14 protein-coding genes and 2 pseudogenes are annotated in these 16,576 nt (G+C 60.3%); 6 read left to right on the top strand and 10 right to left on the bottom strand.

Translation table 11 applies throughout. The features are described from left to right. Window positions 1–62 precede the first annotated feature (62 nt). Both hpnN and QA639_RS13350 read left to right on the top strand, forming a co-directional pair. A complete protein-coding gene (gene hpnN, locus QA639_RS13355) occupies window positions 63–2,687 on the top strand; it encodes a hopanoid transporter HpnN (RefSeq protein ID WP_283089999.1) in 2,625 nt (874 codons plus the stop codon). A 133-nt stretch (window positions 2,688–2,820) separates the two neighbouring features. Continuing rightward, window positions 2,821–3,417, top strand: coding sequence for a hypothetical protein (locus tag QA639_RS13350; protein WP_283089998.1), 597 nt, complete (start codon window positions 2,821–2,823; stop codon window positions 3,415–3,417). A gap of 19 nt (window positions 3,418–3,436) precedes the next feature. Here the strand turns inward: QA639_RS13350 and QA639_RS13345 are convergent, their stop codons facing one another. The 6 genes and pseudogenes from QA639_RS13345 to QA639_RS13320 all read right to left on the bottom strand — a co-directional run bounded on the left by QA639_RS13345 (window position 3,437) and on the right by QA639_RS13320 (window position 9,989). After that, a complete protein-coding gene (locus QA639_RS13345) occupies window positions 3,437–5,797 on the bottom strand; it encodes an efflux RND transporter permease subunit (protein ID WP_283089997.1) in 2,361 nt (786 codons plus the stop codon). Window positions 5,798–6,072: 275 nt separating this feature from the next. Then, entirely contained in the window at window positions 6,073–6,750 is a 678-nt protein-coding gene (locus QA639_RS13340) for a dienelactone hydrolase family protein (protein WP_283089996.1), read from the bottom strand. A 35-nt stretch (window positions 6,751–6,785) separates the two neighbouring features. Continuing rightward, complete coding sequence (locus tag QA639_RS13335; RefSeq protein WP_283089995.1) at window positions 6,786–8,792, bottom strand: erythromycin esterase family protein; 2,007 nt, start codon at window positions 8,790–8,792, stop codon at window positions 6,786–6,788. Window positions 8,793–8,960: 168 nt separating this feature from the next. Continuing rightward, a pseudogene (locus QA639_RS13330) lies at window positions 8,961–9,353 on the bottom strand (TCP-1/cpn60 chaperonin family protein); the annotation flags it as partial. 46 nt (window positions 9,354–9,399) lie between these two features. After that, window positions 9,400–9,720, bottom strand: a complete 321-nt coding sequence (gene groES, locus QA639_RS13325; RefSeq protein ID WP_283089994.1) for a co-chaperone GroES — start codon at window positions 9,718–9,720, stop codon at window positions 9,400–9,402. A 119-nt stretch (window positions 9,721–9,839) separates the two neighbouring features. Next, the gene (locus tag QA639_RS13320) at window positions 9,840–9,989 is read right to left on the bottom strand and encodes a hypothetical protein (RefSeq protein WP_283089993.1); all 150 of its coding nucleotides are present in this window, start codon (window positions 9,987–9,989) and stop codon (window positions 9,840–9,842) included. Window positions 9,990–10,114: 125 nt separating this feature from the next. Between QA639_RS13320 and QA639_RS13315 the strand changes: the two genes are divergently transcribed. Together QA639_RS13315 and ligD are read left to right on the top strand one after the other, a co-directional pair. Continuing rightward, window positions 10,115–10,255 carry a hypothetical protein gene (locus QA639_RS13315; RefSeq protein WP_225645982.1) on the top strand — a complete coding sequence of 47 codons (141 nt, stop codon included), beginning with the start codon at window positions 10,115–10,117 and terminating at the stop codon, window positions 10,253–10,255. A gap of 999 nt (window positions 10,256–11,254) precedes the next feature. After that, a pseudogene (ligD, locus tag QA639_RS13310) lies at window positions 11,255–12,154 on the top strand (non-homologous end-joining DNA ligase); the annotation flags it as partial. A 65-nt stretch (window positions 12,155–12,219) separates the two neighbouring features. Here the strand turns inward: ligD and QA639_RS13305 are convergent. The 4 genes from QA639_RS13305 to QA639_RS41895 form a co-directional block, all read right to left on the bottom strand. Further along, window positions 12,220–13,329, bottom strand: coding sequence for an IS630 family transposase (locus QA639_RS13305; protein WP_283089992.1), 1,110 nt, complete (start codon window positions 13,327–13,329; stop codon window positions 12,220–12,222). 79 nt (window positions 13,330–13,408) lie between these two features. Then, window positions 13,409–13,702 (bottom strand): hypothetical protein, encoded by a 294-nt coding sequence (locus QA639_RS41905; protein WP_428841160.1) that lies wholly within the window; start codon window positions 13,700–13,702, stop codon window positions 13,409–13,411. Between the two features lie 255 nt (window positions 13,703–13,957). Then, on the bottom strand, window positions 13,958–14,233 hold the full coding sequence (locus tag QA639_RS41900; protein ID WP_428841159.1) for a transposase: 276 nt from the start codon (window positions 14,231–14,233) through the stop codon (window positions 13,958–13,960). A 112-nt stretch (window positions 14,234–14,345) separates the two neighbouring features. Continuing rightward, window positions 14,346–14,543 (bottom strand): transposase, encoded by a 198-nt coding sequence (locus QA639_RS41895; protein ID WP_428841158.1) that lies wholly within the window; start codon window positions 14,541–14,543, stop codon window positions 14,346–14,348. A 206-nt stretch (window positions 14,544–14,749) separates the two neighbouring features. Here QA639_RS41895 and QA639_RS13295 point away from each other — a divergent pair, with 206 nt between their 5' ends. Next, window positions 14,750–16,096, top strand: coding sequence for an ISNCY family transposase (locus tag QA639_RS13295; RefSeq protein WP_283089991.1), 1,347 nt, complete (start codon window positions 14,750–14,752; stop codon window positions 16,094–16,096). Continuing rightward, a complete protein-coding gene (locus QA639_RS13290) occupies window positions 16,093–16,506 on the top strand; it encodes a hypothetical protein (RefSeq protein ID WP_283089990.1) in 414 nt (137 codons plus the stop codon). The genes QA639_RS13295 and QA639_RS13290 overlap by 4 nt, the downstream gene beginning before the upstream one ends. Window positions 16,507–16,576 lie beyond the last annotated feature (70 nt).

Here is a 16,576-nt window from a genome sequence, read left to right as displayed (position 1 = left end):
CCTTGATCGATTCTAGGTTCATCTCGATCCTGGCGTAGCAAATCGAGAGCTGGTGCCCGGCTATGATTCATTCTGTGATCGTGCGAATTGTCGATTTCTGCGCTCGCAATCGGTGGACGATCGTTATTGCCGGCGCGCTGCTGATGCTTGGAGCCTCGGCCTTTGATGCCGCCCAATTCTCGATCAATACTAACATAGAGGGTTTGATTTCCCAGGATCTGCCATGGCGTCAGCGCGAGCTGGAATTGTTTGAGGCTTTTCCGAGGAAAGGCATTCTGGTTGTCGTGAGAGCGACGACGCCTGAAAACGCCGAACGGGCGACTGGCACGCTGGCGCAGGCCCTCTCGAAAAACTCTGATCTGTTTCCCACCGTGGAATTACTCGACAGCGGGGATTTTTTCGAACGCAATGGATTATTGTTCGAGTCTCCGGCGGATGTCAAAAGGACCGCGGAGGGATTGACGAGAGCCAAGCCGCTCATAGCGGCGCTCGCAAGCGATCCGAGTCTGCGCGGCGTGATGACGGCGCTCTCGTTTGCGGCCGAGGGCATACGGGCAGGCCAAATCACGCTGGATCAGCTTGCGTGGCCTCTGTCATTGGCAAATCGAACACTCAACCAGGTTCTGTCCGGGAAACCGGCCACATTTTCCTGGCAGGAGCTGTTGGAAAATCAGCTGCCGCCGGCAAGGCGGCTGCGACACCTTATTGGAGTTCAACCCACGCTCGATTTTGCCGCGCTTCAGCCTGGTCACAAGGCGGAAGACGGAATACGGCAAGCAGCCTCGGATCTGGACCTGCAAAACAAATTCGGCGCGACGGTTGATCTAACCGGTGAGGTGCCGATGAATGATGATCAATTCTCGGTCATCAGATACAGTGCTGTGCGCGACACGCTGACGGCGGTGTTCGGCGTTCTGATCATTCTCTGGCTGGGTCTTCGTTCCTGGAAAATCATTGCTGCGGTCTTCTTCAGCCTGATTGCCGGGCTTGCGGCGACGGCCGCTCTCGGCCTCGTTCTGGTCACCTCTTTCAATTTGCTCTCGATCGCATTGTTCGTGCTGTTTGTCGGCCTCGGAGTAGATTTCGCCATCCAATTTAGCGTGCGCTATCGCGCCGAACGGCACGAGCACCCTGACTTGTACGACGCTCTGCGATCGGCTGCCCGCAAGGCGGGCGATCAGCTCTCATTGGCTACCGCGGCCACCGCCATCGGATTTTTCGCATTTCTGCCCACCAGCTATCGCGGCCTGTCGGAGTTAGGCCTGATCGCCGGTTGCGGCATGCTGGTCGCATTCGCCTGCAGCATCACATTGGTACCGGCGAGCCTGGCGCTGCTCAAACCTCCAGGCGAGCCCGCGCCGGTTGGCTTTCGAAGCCTCGCACCGCTCGACAATTTCCTTCAACGGCATCGCATTGCGGTAATCGTTGGCACGTTTCTCGTCGTTCTCGCCGGTATACCGCTGTTGCTCCATTTGGAGTTCAACTTCAATCCAGTCGATCTGCAAAATCCGAATTCTCCTTCCGTGGTGACCTATCGTGAATTGCAGAACGAGCCGGAAGCCAGCGGCAACGATGCTCAGGTATTGGCGCCGTCACTCGAAAGGGCGGATGAAGCGGCCAAACGTCTAGCTGCACTTTCCGAAGTCTCACGAACATTGACGCTGAGCAGTCTGATCCCAGCCGATCAAGACAAAAAAATTGCCGCGTTGAAGGCCGCCTGGAAACAGATTGGCCCAGCCCTCAATTCTCCGATGCGGCGGCCTGGCCCGAGCGATCGGGAGAATATTGCTGCGATTCAAAAGGCAGCCGAAGTTCTTGGCCTGGCCGCAGGAAGCGGAAACGACTCCGGCGCCGAGGCCGCACGGCATGTTTCGGATTTGCTGAGGCGCCTCGCGAGCGCAGATGCCGATATTCGGGCCAAGGCCGACGCCGCGGTCGTGCAGCCGCTCATTTACGATCTCGACCTTCTACGCAAGTCTCTTGTCCCGGAAGTGGTGACCATCAAGACGATGCCGCCGGATCTCCTACGCAATTGGCTAACGTCCGATGGTAGAGCCCGCGTTCAGGCACTGCCAGCGGGCGATCCGAACGATACCAACGTGCTGCGAAATTTCGCGACCGCAGTACTTCGTATCGAACCGTTGGCGGCGGGGGGTGCGATCAGCCTCTATGAAGCTGCGAGGACAGTCATGTCAGCTTTTGTCGAAGCAGGTGTTCTGGCAATCAGTTCGATCGCCATTCTGCTTCTTATAGCGCTGCGGCGCTTGACCGATATGCTGCTGACACTCATCCCCCTCCTCCTCGCCGGTGTCCTTACGCTCGAGGCTTGCGTGCTGATTGGCGTCTCGCTCAATTTCGCAAATATCATCGCACTTCCGCTGCTGCTCGGCGTCGGCGTCGCATTCAAGATCTACTACGTCATGGCGTGGCGCGCCGGAAGACTCGGTCTGCTACAATCGACGCTGACCAGGGCGGTACTATTCAGCGCCATGACCACCGCGATTGCGTTCGGGAGCATGTGGGCGTCGAGCTATCCCGGCATGTCGAGCATGGGCAAGCTGATGGCCTTGTCACTGCTGTGCACGATGTGGGCGGCGGTGTTCTTCCAGCCGGTTCTGATGGGGCCGCCGCGGCAAGTGAAGGTATATTCTGATCAGGACGCAAATTGGCGCCAAGCCGCGGAATAGGCGTCAGTGCCAGTGCCACCACAAGACTTCCGACGCAAAGTCGACGACGACGCGCTCGGAAAGACGCCGAAGTCCTTTCTGCGGTTCGAGTCCCATTCTGAAGTTCGTCGGCGCGGCGGGAGAAATGTGACGATTGGCACGGCATTACGGTCAATGGAGTTTTGACGGCCGTTCAAAGACAATTCCACTGGTGATCCCCATCATGGGATTATCCATCCTGAATGATGATGATATGTTAACCAGGACAACTCTCATGACAACGACACTGGCCATATTCGTGGCCGCCCTCCTGCATTCCTCGGTACCAAGTGATGCCCTACAAAGCCCCTTCTCAGGCTTGAGCGGGAGTTGGTCGGGCGGCGGCTTCATCAAACTGGCTAGCGGCCAACGTGAACGCCTACGCTGCCAGGCGACCTATTCCGTCACCGAAAGCGGTACACGACTGCAGCAACGTTTGCGCTGCGCAAGCGACAGCTACCGATTTGATGTCGATAGCAACATTGTTTCAGAAGGCGGGGCACTGCATGGAACCTGGACCGAAACCAGCCGCCACGCCTCCGGTGGTGTTTCCGGCCGCGCGAGTGGTGGCGAGATCGAGGCCAGAATTGACGGTGCCGGATTTTCAGCCCGTTTGACCCTGAATACGCGAGGTGACCGGCAATCCGTGGTGATTGAGTCGCCGGGTCACGATATCACTGAAGTCTCTGTCGCGCTCGCCAGAACAAGGTGAGGAGAACTCGATCTCCCCACTATCGGTAAAACGGCTTGCCGCCCACCCGCTGTGCAAGTCTGCCCAAAAACGTCACCGTCGGCCGCAGGATCAAGAGGTCTGCGCTCAACGCCGCGAGCATGGCAAACGCGCTCAACCAACCGAACAGGCGGAGCGACGGCAGACCGGAGAAGACGGTTACAATCAGGCCACACGCAAGCACGATGGACGTCAGAATTAAAGGCGGACCAACCAGGACGGTCGCCCGCTCAACGGCAACGGCCGGATCCTCGTACGGTCGTTCCTCGTGCCGTAGCCGATTCAAAAAGTGAATGGTAGCGCTCAGGCCCAATCCAAAAGATACCGTCAGCGCCACGACGCTCGCGAACTGCAGGCCTTCTCCCAGAATCCATAACACGAATCCAGAGAGCACGATCGGGAATATTCCGGGCAGGATGCTCGCCAGCATGACGACGAACGAGCGGAACGCGAGACCGATGAAGACGGCGACAAACAGAAACTCAAGCGTCAGACCTCTGTTCAACTTGTTGATCATGAGGGCGCTGTTCCGGGCGGCAATAGCCGACAGGCCCGTCACGGCTACTTTGTAGCTCGGATGTTTTGCGCGGACAGCATCCAGCGCTTTGTCGAGGCCTTCGATGACGGGCAGAAGCTGACTGGAATCGACGTCCGGAACGCGGCCGGAAACCAGAACGGCGTCCTGTTCCGCAGAAATGAAGCGACGCGTCAGATATTCGGGCAGGATATCGACATACTGCTTCAGCGTCGCCACGTCGGACTTGCCCATCTTCTCCGCAAGCCAGCGCCGCAGTGTCTCCAGCGACCATACATTGGCGATGCCAGGCTGCTTGTCGAGGGTCGCATGCACCTCCGCTATCACGGCAAGCGTTTCCGGATCATAAAGTGATTTGCCGTCAGGAACCTTGATCAGGATATCGATCGGATTGGCACCATTGAGCTTGGCATCGAGACGATGGCTCGCGGCAACGGCCTGTTCCCTGTCGGGCACCTGATCGGCCAATCGATAGCGAGGTTGAAGATTGGCGTAGACTAGCCCAAGGCCGCCGACAACCAGGACGCCGAGCAGGCTGTACAGCCCCGGCCGGCTCACCATCCGGGCAGCAACCCAGAAACAGAAACGCCGCAACACGTCTAAAGCGGAGTCCGCGCCTCTGACTTCCACAACAAACATCGCTTCGTTCCGGATCAGCAGAACACCGAGAAGCGGCACCAACATCAGAACCGCGAACATGGCAATTAGAGTTGCGACCAGGCCGGCCTCGCCGAACGTCCGGATCAGATCGGATTCTGAAAATTGCAACGCAATAAACGAAAGACCAGCGGTCACATGCGTCAGTACGCATGCCGGCCCGACCACAAGCATGGCGTTGCGAAATGCTTCAAACCTCCCCTCGCCCTGTAGCAGCCGGTCGCGGCCTGCGAACGTCAATTGCATGCTGTCCGAAAAGCTGATCACCATGATCAGCGGCGTCATGACGTTGAGAAACATGTTGAGGCGAAAATCAAGCCAGCCAAGAGCGCCGAGAGCCAGCACGATGGCGATCAAGGGTGGGCCGGCGGCGATGATCATGAATGACAACCGGCGGAAGAACAGGATCGCGATCAAAGCTCCAGCTGCGAATCCGAATGCATTATAGAGCAGCCGATCGCGCTCCACGGCATTGCGGATCTCGAGTTGCATGACCGGTACTCCGGACAGGCGAGCGGTAAGTCTGCTGCCGGCCAGGTCATTATCGATTGTTCTCTGAATTTCGCCGATGACCTCGCGCAAACGGCTGCTCGCAACGACATCCGGGTCCAGTGCGAGCACAATGAGGGTTAATTGTCCATCTTCGGACAGCAATTTACCGCGAATGATCTCGTTGTTCAGTACGCGCTGGACTAGCCGGTCATATTCGGCGCCGGCAGGGAGTTGATCCGGAAACAGCGGCGCGGGCAAGTCGGTGCCCTTTGGCGGCTCGCGCGCCGAAAACAACGAGATAATGCCTCTTGTGCCTTCGATCAGTTGCAGGTCGGTGACTAGATCCCGCAGCTTTTCGACCGAATCGCGCACAAGCAGATCTTTGCCCTCCACCACGATGAGGACGTCGAATTCGTTCGACGGGAAGCGCCGCGTCACTTCTTCGAACGTCCAGAACTCGGGTGTCTCGGACCGGAACAGCTGGCTAAGGGAGTCATCGACCTTGATACGCGCTATCCCGAATGCTCCCACTATCAACAGCACGACGGTGGCAAGCCAAACGAGCCATGGAAAACGTAGCGAGACCAGACCGATGCGCTCGAGACCGTATGCGATGCTCCGCGAGGCGCCTATTGGACGCGAGTTGGGCTCTGGCTCTGTATATCGCGACGTATCCATGTTCCGTGGCCTGCGCGATGAGCATCCACGCGGCCAGCCGGACTTTGCCGCGAGCTTTCGGGTACGTCTCAAGTCTACGACCGTGCCTGGGCCGCGACTATGACGGGCATCAATCCGTGCTGCCAAGCGATCGATTTCGATTTTGGTTCATACCTGCTCGCCTGTTCGGACTTTGGCTTGGGGCCCTCAGCGCTATCAAACCCCACTGCCGGAGGAGGACAGTCAACGATCCTGCGACGGAGTTCGTCGGGGGCGGCCTACCCGGTCGCAGTGGCTTAAGCGGCCACGACGAGGTAGCGCTTGAACCAATCGCGCGCTAAGCTCGCCACTTCATCCAGCGCTCCCGGTTCTTCAAACAAATGCGTTGCTTGCGTTACGATCGCCAATTGCTTTTCGCAGCGCAGCTGCGCGAGAGCAGCCCGATTTAACTCAAGGACTTGCTTGTCGTGTTCTCCAACGATCAATAGCGTTGGAGCCCGAACGCGCGTCAAGGCAGCACCGGCCAGATCCGGTCGGCCTCCGCGCGAAACAACTGCCCCTACTGGATCGGCGCGGATCGCTGCGGCCGCCAGCGCGGCTGCGGCCCCGGTGCTGGCGCCGAAATAGCCTATCGGAAAGTTCTTGGTATCGGGGAATTGGATGAGCCAGTCGGTTATATCGACGAGCCTTTCGGCCAACAGGTCGATGTCGAAGCGCAAGTGCGTCGTGCGCGCATCGACCACTTCCTCGTGCACCGTTAACAGGTCGATCAGCAAGGTTGCCAGTTTCGCCTCGTTGAGCACACGGGCCACATACCGGTTGCGGGGGCTGTGGCGGCTACTGCCGCTCCCGTGAGCGAAAAGCACCACCGCACGTGCGTCCTCCGGCATAGTCAGATTGCCGTTAAGCGTCACGGAACCAGCAGGGACGCTAATCAATTGCCCCTCAATCATTTGAGCTGCGGAACTGTTCATGGCATGCTTCCTTTTCGCTTGCTATGGCCCGACGTTCATACCGCGAACGGGAATGTTTCCGGAAGTTCGCCGGCTTCCCACGCCTCGGTGGTTTCGAGCGGCTTGACCGCACATGTCTCATCGAAATGCAGGACTGCATCAAATTGGTCCGGCAGCCGCGCCTGGAAATAGTGACTGTGCCGCTCGGTTTCGGGGCGGTAGATCACGCCGATCGCGCGCTCGAGCCGAGGCGCGCCCAATTGCCGCACCACCACATCGCTGTCGTCCATGATCAGAAGGAATCGGTCGTGCCCTGCAGCATGGAACAGCGCCTCGTAGCTGCCGCCGAGCGCCGGCCGGACGCGCTTGCGGTCGGCCGCGCCGCCCCAATCGGAAGCGGCCGTTACCGTGCCACGATGCGTAGTAAAGCCGATCAGAACCGCATCGTCGGCGTATTCATCGCGTGTGAGCTGGCCGACATTCAGTTCGCCGCGCCGGCCCATTTCCGTCGCGCGAGCGTCGCCGAGATGCGAATTGTGCTCCCAGACGGCGATTTTGGCGCGACCGGATTTTCGATCAAGGTAGCTGACCAGCGCCTCAAGCGTCTCAGCCATATGTCGGTCGCGCAAATTCCATGATGACACCGCCTCGAGGAACACCGAGCGGTAATAGGCCTCGGCGTTCTTCACCAGGCGAGCATTCTGTTCGGCATAGAAGAGATCATCATCCAAGGCGCCGCCACGGCGCGTACGATCGGCCGCCCGGCGCTGCAACTCGAGCAACTGGTTGACAACCTCCTCCTCGCACGATTTGGAAAGATTCAGGCGCGTCATCAGGCCGTAGGCCTGTGTATCCTCGCCGACATGATCGAAGCAGGCGTAACGTTCACGCGCCTGGATCGCCGCCCCGGGATCGACCTTCTCCAGATAACGGAGCACGGCTTTCATCGATGCGTGCAGGCTGTAGAGATCGAGCCCGTAGAAACCGACCTTTCCGACACCCGGAGGAAGTCCATCATTGTGTGCCCGAAGCCACTCAATGAACTCGACCACCACCGCGTTACGCCACATCCAGGTCGGGAAACGACGAAAATCGGCGAGCCCATCTACCGCATCGATATCGTCGCCAGCGCCGCGCACATAGCGATTGAGACGATAGGCGTCAGGCCAATCTGCCTCCACCGCGACCGCCGTGAACTTCTTTTCGATGATGAGTCGCTTCGTGATTTCGGCCCGCTCGCGATAGAACTCGTGGGTACCGTGGGACGCTTCACCAAGCAGAGCGAAGCGCGCTTCACCGATCCGCCCGATCAACGGATCATAGTCGCGCACGGATCCGACCAGGGGATACGCAGTCTCGCGCAAGTCATTGACGAGCACATCATCTGCTGCGCGAAAACGTGCGACTTCAGCGTTGGACTTGCTTTGGCTCGCCAACAGCTCGCGCACCTCATCGTCCGTAGTCTGTGAAAACTCCTGATACCAACGACCCACCGCCTGGAATGGCTCCGGCGTAATTGCGCAAATGACCTCGTCGGCCCTTTTCTTCATTTCCTCACAGGCGTCGCGCGATGCCGTCGGAACCGCGACGACAATGCGCGCAGGCCCCTGCTGTCGTAACCCTTCGATCGCGGCGTACATGGTGGCACCTGTCGCTAACCCGTCGTCAACCAGGATCACCGTGCGGCCGCGCACGTCGGGCTGCGGACGGCTGCCACGGTAAAGCCGCTCGCGCCGTGCCAGCTCCAGGCGCTCGCGTGCCGCAACCGCATCAATGATAGGCGTGGGAATGCCCAGGGCTTCGACGATCTTGTTGTTGAGCACGCGCACGCCACCTGTCGCGACCGCGCCCATCGCCAACTCCTCATGGCCGGGGACGCCGAGCTTGCGGACCACAAACACGTCCAGAGGTGCGTTGAGCGCGCGGGCTACCTCATAGGCGACGGGCACGCCGCCGCGCGGCAGCGCCAAAACGAGCACGTCCGGGCGACGGGAGTAGCCTCCAAGCTTCTCGGCGAGTCGTCTGCCCGCGTCTCGACGATCGAGAAACAGTCCTGGCATCATATCTCCTCCCTTGCCTGCGCAGCCGTTCGGCGCAGGCTTTTCGAATGAAGCTCGCCGCGCGGGCCGTCGGCTGCCAGTCGCTTCAAGGCAGAGGCCAGCGGCGGCGCAATGGAGACCGTTCGCAGTTCAGGCCAGTTCTCCTCGTGCACGTCCACCGAATCCGTCACCAATGTCCGCCACCACCGCGATGACGGCGAGTTCGATACCGTTCTTGATGTCCATCGGGTTCATGCCGGCGGCGACTGCCTTGGCGCCCTCGCGGACGATCGCCTGCCCGAGCAGCGTCGCCGTAGTCGTGCCGTCGCCGGCGAACTCGCTCGTCTTCAGCGCGACCTGCTTGAGCAGCTGGGCGCCGACGTTCTCGAACTTGTCGGCGAGCTCGATCTCGCGCGCGACCGTGACGCCGTCCTTGCTGATGCGGGGCGGCCCGAACGACTTGTCGAGCACGCCGTTGCGGCCCTTGGGCCCGAGCGTGACCTTCACCGCATCGGCCAGAATGTCGACGCCGCGCAGCAGCTTCTCGCGCGCCTCGCCGCTGAACCGGACTTCCTTGGCAGCCATTGGCTTACTCCTTGAAGACGAAATCGATGCCGTCGACACCTGCGCGCTACGCCGCCTTGGCGTGCGCGCGAGTCTTTCCTTCGATCACGCCGAGGATGTCGGCCTCCTTGAGGATGAGCCGGTCCTCACCGTCGATGATCACATCGGTGCCAGCCCATTTGCCGAACAGGACGCGATCGCCGACCTTGACGTCGAGCGGAACGATCCGGCCGTTCTCGTCGCGCGCGCCGGCTCCGACCGCCAGCACCTCGCCTTCGACTGGCTTCTCCTTCGCGGTATCGGGGATGACGATGCCGCCGGGCGTCTTCTCCTCGGCCTCGATGCGTCGCACCAGGACGCGATCGTGCAGCGGTCTGAATCCTTTCATGATCGAAGTCTCCTGGTCGCCGTCATTGGCGGTCAACATGCGCCGACGCGCACGCCCGGTCATTGACGGTCATCAAGCAACACGCAATCAAGGAACCGCTGCGAGGATGCCTGCAGAGCCTAGACGGCAACGTGCCGGTCGATCGTCGCCGCGAAGTCGGCGTTGCGTTCCAGTTCGTCGCGCAGGCTCACTCTCATGGACGGCGCCGTGAGCAGCTGCAGTCCCTGTCCCGGCACCGTCCCCGGACGGCTGCGAAAGATCAGCATCATGCCGCGCCTGCCGCTGTACATGGACTGTCACGACTTCCAGCTCATGCGTCGCCTCGGCGCCGAACATGACGCGATCTTCGCGCAACCGCGTGCCGGCGCGGATCGGGCCGGCGGTGAGCACTTCAATGCTTCTGATCGAGCGCGATGTCGGGCCAATCGGCGACGTTCGCAACGATCGCAAATGCCGTGGCGGGTGTTGCAGCGATGAGCTTCGCAACCTTGATCTGAATGGAACTGTCTCCTCGATCGGCTTCGGCGAAAAATGATTATGCGCATCGCGCCGCCGGTTCCATGACGACCGTCAAGGGCCAAAGGACCGATTCTTGGCCGCAATGATGGAATGGTCGCCGCTTCCATCGCCGCTTGCCGGCGATTCATTGACAACGCCGAAAGGCCGACTGCGTTTGTCGAACCTCGACCAAGCTAACTAGTCTGATGAAAGCGCTTCGGCAGAGCGCTGCGGCGACCGGAGTGGTTCTCGCAACCAACGTCGTCGGCACACCTCCACGGATCACCGGCGAACGCTCCCGAAGCGTTCAATCGCGACGAACCGACGAGTCAATGAAGCATAGGAGCCTCAATAGCGAGAAAATCGGATCTTTGAGTAATTGTGCGCGTTGAAGCGGCGCATAAGATGGGTGCGCGCAATGGCCACCGCAACGCAAAGGCAAGCAGACAAAAGCAAATTGCTCAAGGTGCAGCGGTCGCCTTCGCGGAACCGGACTTGGGCGGCGCGGCCGCGCCAAACCGGGCACACGCGGCGGCGGACAATTCTTCCAAATTCAGGTGGCGCCGGCACGCCAGTTCGTCGCGTTCCGGTATCATGATGTCGGCACGAAAGGGGGGTCGAGCGCATCGCCGGTCAACGACAGGATGGCACGTGGGAAACGGCGGGCGGCTCATCAGCAAAGCTATGGCACATGTCGAGCGCGCTCGGTACGCGGCGTCGAGCGCGATGGTCCCACACCGACTGCCTGCGGCATTGCTTGAAGACTGCATGGAGCAACTCAGTCGACGAACTTAAGGCTGAGGTGCATGGAGAAAACATCGGCCGACGGCCTGATCCAACTTTTTTTCCACAATTCTGGTATCCAGGAGCCATTGCAAACATGGGACGACGTAAGCAATCTCGGCAGAACAAGCTGGCCAGCGAGGTCAAGGCGGAAGAGCCGGTAACTTACAAAGTTGTCAATCCGGTCGCACGCGCAACTGCGACATCGCGGCAACCGACTGGGGTGCAGCCCGCAGGGGCGGAGCGCACATCCACCGAGGTCATGGGCGTTGTCATTTCAAAGCCCGACAAGGAGTTGTGGCCGGACGGCGGCGACGGGAGGCCAGTGACGAAGCTCGACCTCGCCCGATATTTTGAGGCGGTCGGCGAATGGCTGATTCCCCACATCAAGGGCCGACCCTGTTCGATCATCCGCGGTCCCGACGGCATCCACGGCGAACGTTTCTTCCAGCGTCATGCCATGCAGGGAACACCGAAATATCTCAAGCTCGCAAAAGTCTCCGGCGGCCGCAAACCATACTTGCAGATTGATCGCGTCGAAGGGCTTGCCATGGTCGCGCAGATCGGTGGCCTCGAACTGCATCCATGGAATTGCGCGCCATATGCCTATGACACGCCGGGCCGGCTCGTGTTCGACCTTGATCCGGCGCCCGACGTCGATTTCACCGAAGTGGTCACTGCGGCCAAGGAGATGCGACAGCGTTTGGCCGATGTCGGCATGGAAAGCTTTTGCAAGACCACTGGCGGCAAGGGTCTGCATGTGGTCGTGCCGCTGCTCTATCGTGCAAAAGACAAGCTGAGCTGGAAGGAAGCCAAAGGCTTCGCGCAAGGCATTTGCCAGTGGATGGCCAGGGATGCGCCCGACCAGTATCTGCTCTACATATCGAAGCGGCTGCGCAAGGGGAAGATCTTCCTCGACTATCTGCGCAACGATCGCACGTCGACGGCAGTCGCACCCCTATCGCCGCGGGCGCGTGACGGAGCCACCGTTTCGATGCCGCTGACCTGGGCGCAGGTGAAAAGTGATCTCGATCCGGAGCGCTACACCGTGCGCACTGCGCCAGCGTTGCTCGCCAGAGGCACGGCATGGCAGGGTTATGACGAGGCCGCGTCGTCGATCAAGTCGGCGATCAAGAAATTGGCCGGCAAATAGCAAGGTTGATGGCCTTGCGCGCGCCTGTCATCCTTCCCGAGTGCGGAGGATCTAGTCACGTGAATCTAAAGTTCACCACATAAAGTCTGGTGGGCTTTGTGGCAGAAGCGTTTGACGGAAGTCAAAATCTGGTCTGCAGATTTGGTCCATTTGAAAGGCTTCGGATTTTTGTTGTGCAGGTCGATGAAGGTACGGATGTCGGCCTCGAGCTGTTTGACGGAGGTGTGAACACCTCGCTGGATTTGCTTTCTGGTGAGTTCAGCGAACCACCGCTCGACCTGATTGATCCAGGACGCAGAAGTCGGCGTGAAGTGGACATGATAGTGCGGCCGGCGAGCGAGCCACGCTTTGATCTTGGGCGTCTTGTGGGTGGCATAGTTGTCCATGACGATATGGACAGCAAGCCCCTCAGGGATTTGAGCGTCGATCTCTTTGAGGAACTTCAAAAACTCGACTGCCCGATGGCGCTTGTAGCATTTGCCGATGACGAACCCCGAGGCAACATCGAGCGCTGCAAAAAGCGTGGTCGTGCCATGCCGCACGTAGCTGTGCGTGCGACGTTCCGGCACGCCAGGCATCATCGGCAAGACCGGCTGCTCGCGATCGAGGGCCTGAATCTGGCTTTTCTCATCGATGCTGAGGACAAGGGCTCGGTTCGGTGGGGATAGATAAAGGCCGACGATATCGCGTACCTTGTCGACGAACAGCGGATCGCTCGACAACTTGAATGTCTGGCTACGGTGCGGCTGCAAGCCGAACGCCGACCACATTCGGCGGATGGTGGTGTGGGAAAAGCCAGTTTCCGCAGCCATCGAGCGGATCGACCAGTGCGTCGCGTCGGCCGGCGTCGTACGCAATGTCCGCTCGATTACCTCAGCAACCTGATCGTCGTCGATGGTGCGAGGGCGGCCAGGGCGGGCTTCGTCAAGCAGGCCATCGCAGCGATCCTTCAAAAATCGACGGCGCCACTTGCCAACGGTGTGTTCATGGATGCCGAGTTCGGCAGCCACCGACTTGCTTGGCAAGCCATCCGCACATCGCAGGATCGCGCGGCATCGCTCAGATCGCGACCGCGCAACACGATGACGACGAACTTGCCTCTCTAGGTACGTGCGCTCCTGCGGACTGAGCACTAACGGCGCGATCGGCCGGCCTCTCACACCTGCATTCCCCACAAGCGCTCTCCTCTACAAAGATTCGAGCCATCAACTAATGTGATGAACTTGCGTTCCAGATGACTAGGGTAAGAACTCATTAGTTTTTCCGCTCCGACAATACGATACTGATTCTCTGGCAGCTTTTCACGGATTCGTTTTCGGCAGTATGGGCATCGCTGAGCTGACGGTCGAAGGATGAAGTCGACGATGGTGTGGCGTACCGCCGGTAAGCTTGGCTGCGGCGGCGGTCCGTTGATTCTTTTTTTCCGCCCCGCTTGACGAGGCTTGGGTGTTGCAGGGAGGCGTAGGCGATCATGGTCATCAGCGCGTGACGATGCAGGCCTTGCCAGGACCGCCCCTCGAAGTGATCAAGCCCGAGTTCTTCTTCCAACTGCTGATGCGCCTGCTCGCAAATCTATCGTGCCTTGATGGCGGCGGCTAATGTGCGCAGATCTGTCGCGGCGGGCAGATTGGCGATAGTATTTCTTTTCCCCTGACGTCCTGTGTTCGCCGGTCAGCCAAGCCTCCTCGGCGGGAAGATGTTGCTGGCCCTTATCCTTGATCCGCTGGGGAGATCCATCGGCGATCCGCACCCGAACCGCGGCAAACCGGGCTTTCAATCGGCCTTTTGTCCCCGTTCGCCAACTCACATTTTTCCACTTGGTGTCGGCCAGCATGTCTTCGGCCGGGCGCGACAGGATGTCCGGAATGGACCGCTTGGGGGACGCCCGCGCATTGCAACCGGCCAGATAAGCTTGACGCCGACCGGGTATACCTTGAGGTGACGCGGGATGCCAACGGCCCACGCCAGCCCGCGTGCCGTGAGTCCTTGTCGAAACGGCGCACTCAGGCCGTATCCCGCGTCCGCCAGCACACAACCGAAGCGTACGCGGGCTGCTATCGCGCGATCAATCTTCGCCAAAGCGATCTCTGGCTTGGACCGTGGCGATCGGTAGTTGACCGTACGCCGGCGCGCTTCAACCGTACCGCATCGCTGGTCCAGCTCTCGGGTAGTAAGAGACGCAATGCGATCATCACCGGCACTTCACCACGCGAGCGTCAGCGACACCAATGTTTGGCAATTCGCCCCTTTTTGCCAAGCCCGAGGCATATTGAGCCGCAACACCGGCTGAGTGTTCGCCCTTCTTCGGCACCACAGTGTCGTCGATAACCAGCACCGCATCACCGCCGCCGACAAGCCGGTCGGCGTCTTTGAGCAGCTCTGTCTCCACCGGTGTCGCATCCCAGACGTGCAATCGGCGATGAAATGGTGCAGCTGATCGTAATCGCCCGGCCGCCGTCGATCTTGTGAAGCTTGGCCGTTAAGCGTGGAATCCACAAGCCAACGAATTGCAATGTGTCAGTAGCTCGTGATCTGTCGCCTGTTTGTAGCTCGTGAAGTGTCGTGTTTTCGGTGCTCCGGAACAAAGGGGGCGCGATGGGCACGGCATCCATTCACGAGGGTGTACGACGGATGCGGTTTTCAGATTTGCTGGATCGGACGGAGGCGAAGGAACTGACGCAGGAGGCAGCATCGGAGGTTCTTGGGATCAGTGTTCGGACGTTTCAACGCTGGGCGGAGCGCCATGAGGCGGAGGGCGACGACGGGCTTGTCGACCGCCGGCTGGGGCGTCGTTCGCCACGGCGGGCGCCGGAGGAGGAACTGGAACGAATGCTTGCGCTGTACCGGGACAAGTACGCGGACTTCACGGTGAAGCACTTCCACGAGCAGATGCAAAAGCGGCATGATTATGTGCTGGGCTATACGGTGACGAAGCTGGCGCTGCACGCGGCGGGGCTGGTGCGGAAGGCTCCGAAGCGTTCGGCGCACCGCAAGAAGCGGCCACGGCGGCCGCTTCGGGGCATGCTGCTGCACCAGGACGGATCGCGCCACGTTTGGATCGAAGGTCTGCCCGCGAGGGACCTGATCGTCACGATGGACGATGCGACCAGCGAGGTCTACTCGATGGTCCTGGTCGAGGAAGAAGGAACGGCCTCGACCTTCCAGGCCTTGCGCGAAGTGATTGGCGAGCATGGCCTGTTCTGCGCGCTCTACACCGACCGCGGCAGCCATTATTTCCTTACCCCAAAAGCTGGCGAGAAGGTCTCGAAGACGCAACAAACCCAGGTGGGACGGGCTTTGTCGCATCTTGGGATCGAGCATATCGCAGCCTATTCGCCGCAGGCGCGCGGGCGTTCCGAGCGGGTGTTCGGCACCTTGCAGGATCGGCTGCCGAAGGAGCTGCGGCTTGCCGGGATCACGACGGTTGAGGGTGCCAACGCGTGGCTGAAGGCGCATTACATCCCCGGGCACAACGCCGCGTTTGCGATCAAGCCCGAACAGGAAGGCTCGGCATTCGTGGCCGACCGGCATGAGGCCTGGCGCGAGGCGCTGTGCGTGATCGAGGAGCGAACCGTCGCCAACGATAATACCGTTGCATGGAACGGTCGGCGGCTGCAGCTGCCGCAGAGCCGGCTCAGGCCTCACTTCGTCAAGGCTGTGGTGCGCCTCCATGAGTATCCCGATGGCACCGTCAGCGTGTTCCTCGGACCGCATCGGTTGGCGAGGTTTGCCCCTGACGGACAGCAGATCAGCCCCGACGCGCCTCAGCCTGGCAGTGTGCTCGGAGCCGTCAAGGACAAGCCCTGGCGGGCGCGCAAGCGCGCGTCCTTGACCGCTCCTGCGCGCGCCGCCGTCAAGATCGTGCGGGTCGGGGCGGAGAAACGGGCTTCAAGTCGAACAAAGAAACTGACAAAGTCCCCACCAACAATATCCCTGGCATGACCAAATCGGCCGAGCCGTCCGCGCCTTCCGGCCACGCCGATAATCAACAACGAAGGCGACAGATCACGAGCTACAAAAACACGACATCTTCACCCGCTACGGACACCAACGAATTGCAATGGGACGACAGTATCAGAGCAATGTGGGGTCTGCCTGCTGGCGCGCCGATCGACCAGGAGGTGTGGCGCCCCGGCGTACATCCGGATGATCTCGACCGCACGGGTTGTTCCAACATTAAATTACTGAGAGCGGCCACCGCCCGCATAAACGGGGGGGTAGCGGCTCATCGTCCGGTCTCGACCGGGCGCGCCCATGCGGCGACTGCTCGCACATTGCCGCGACAAGCGCTGTTGGAACAAGGGAGCTGGGCCAGCAATTATCACAACTTCGTCGCCTCGTTGACGGGTTGACGCCGGTCAAGGTCTATGGCCGGTGGGGGCGCCAGCCTGCCGCATTGAACGAACTTCGGTGGCGAGAGTT

Source organism: Bradyrhizobium pachyrhizi, from assembly GCF_029714545.1.
GTDB lineage: Bacteria > Pseudomonadota > Alphaproteobacteria > Rhizobiales > Xanthobacteraceae > Bradyrhizobium > Bradyrhizobium pachyrhizi.
Note: the sequence above shows the minus strand (reverse complement) of the source record. Positions and strands in the feature narration are given on the sequence as shown.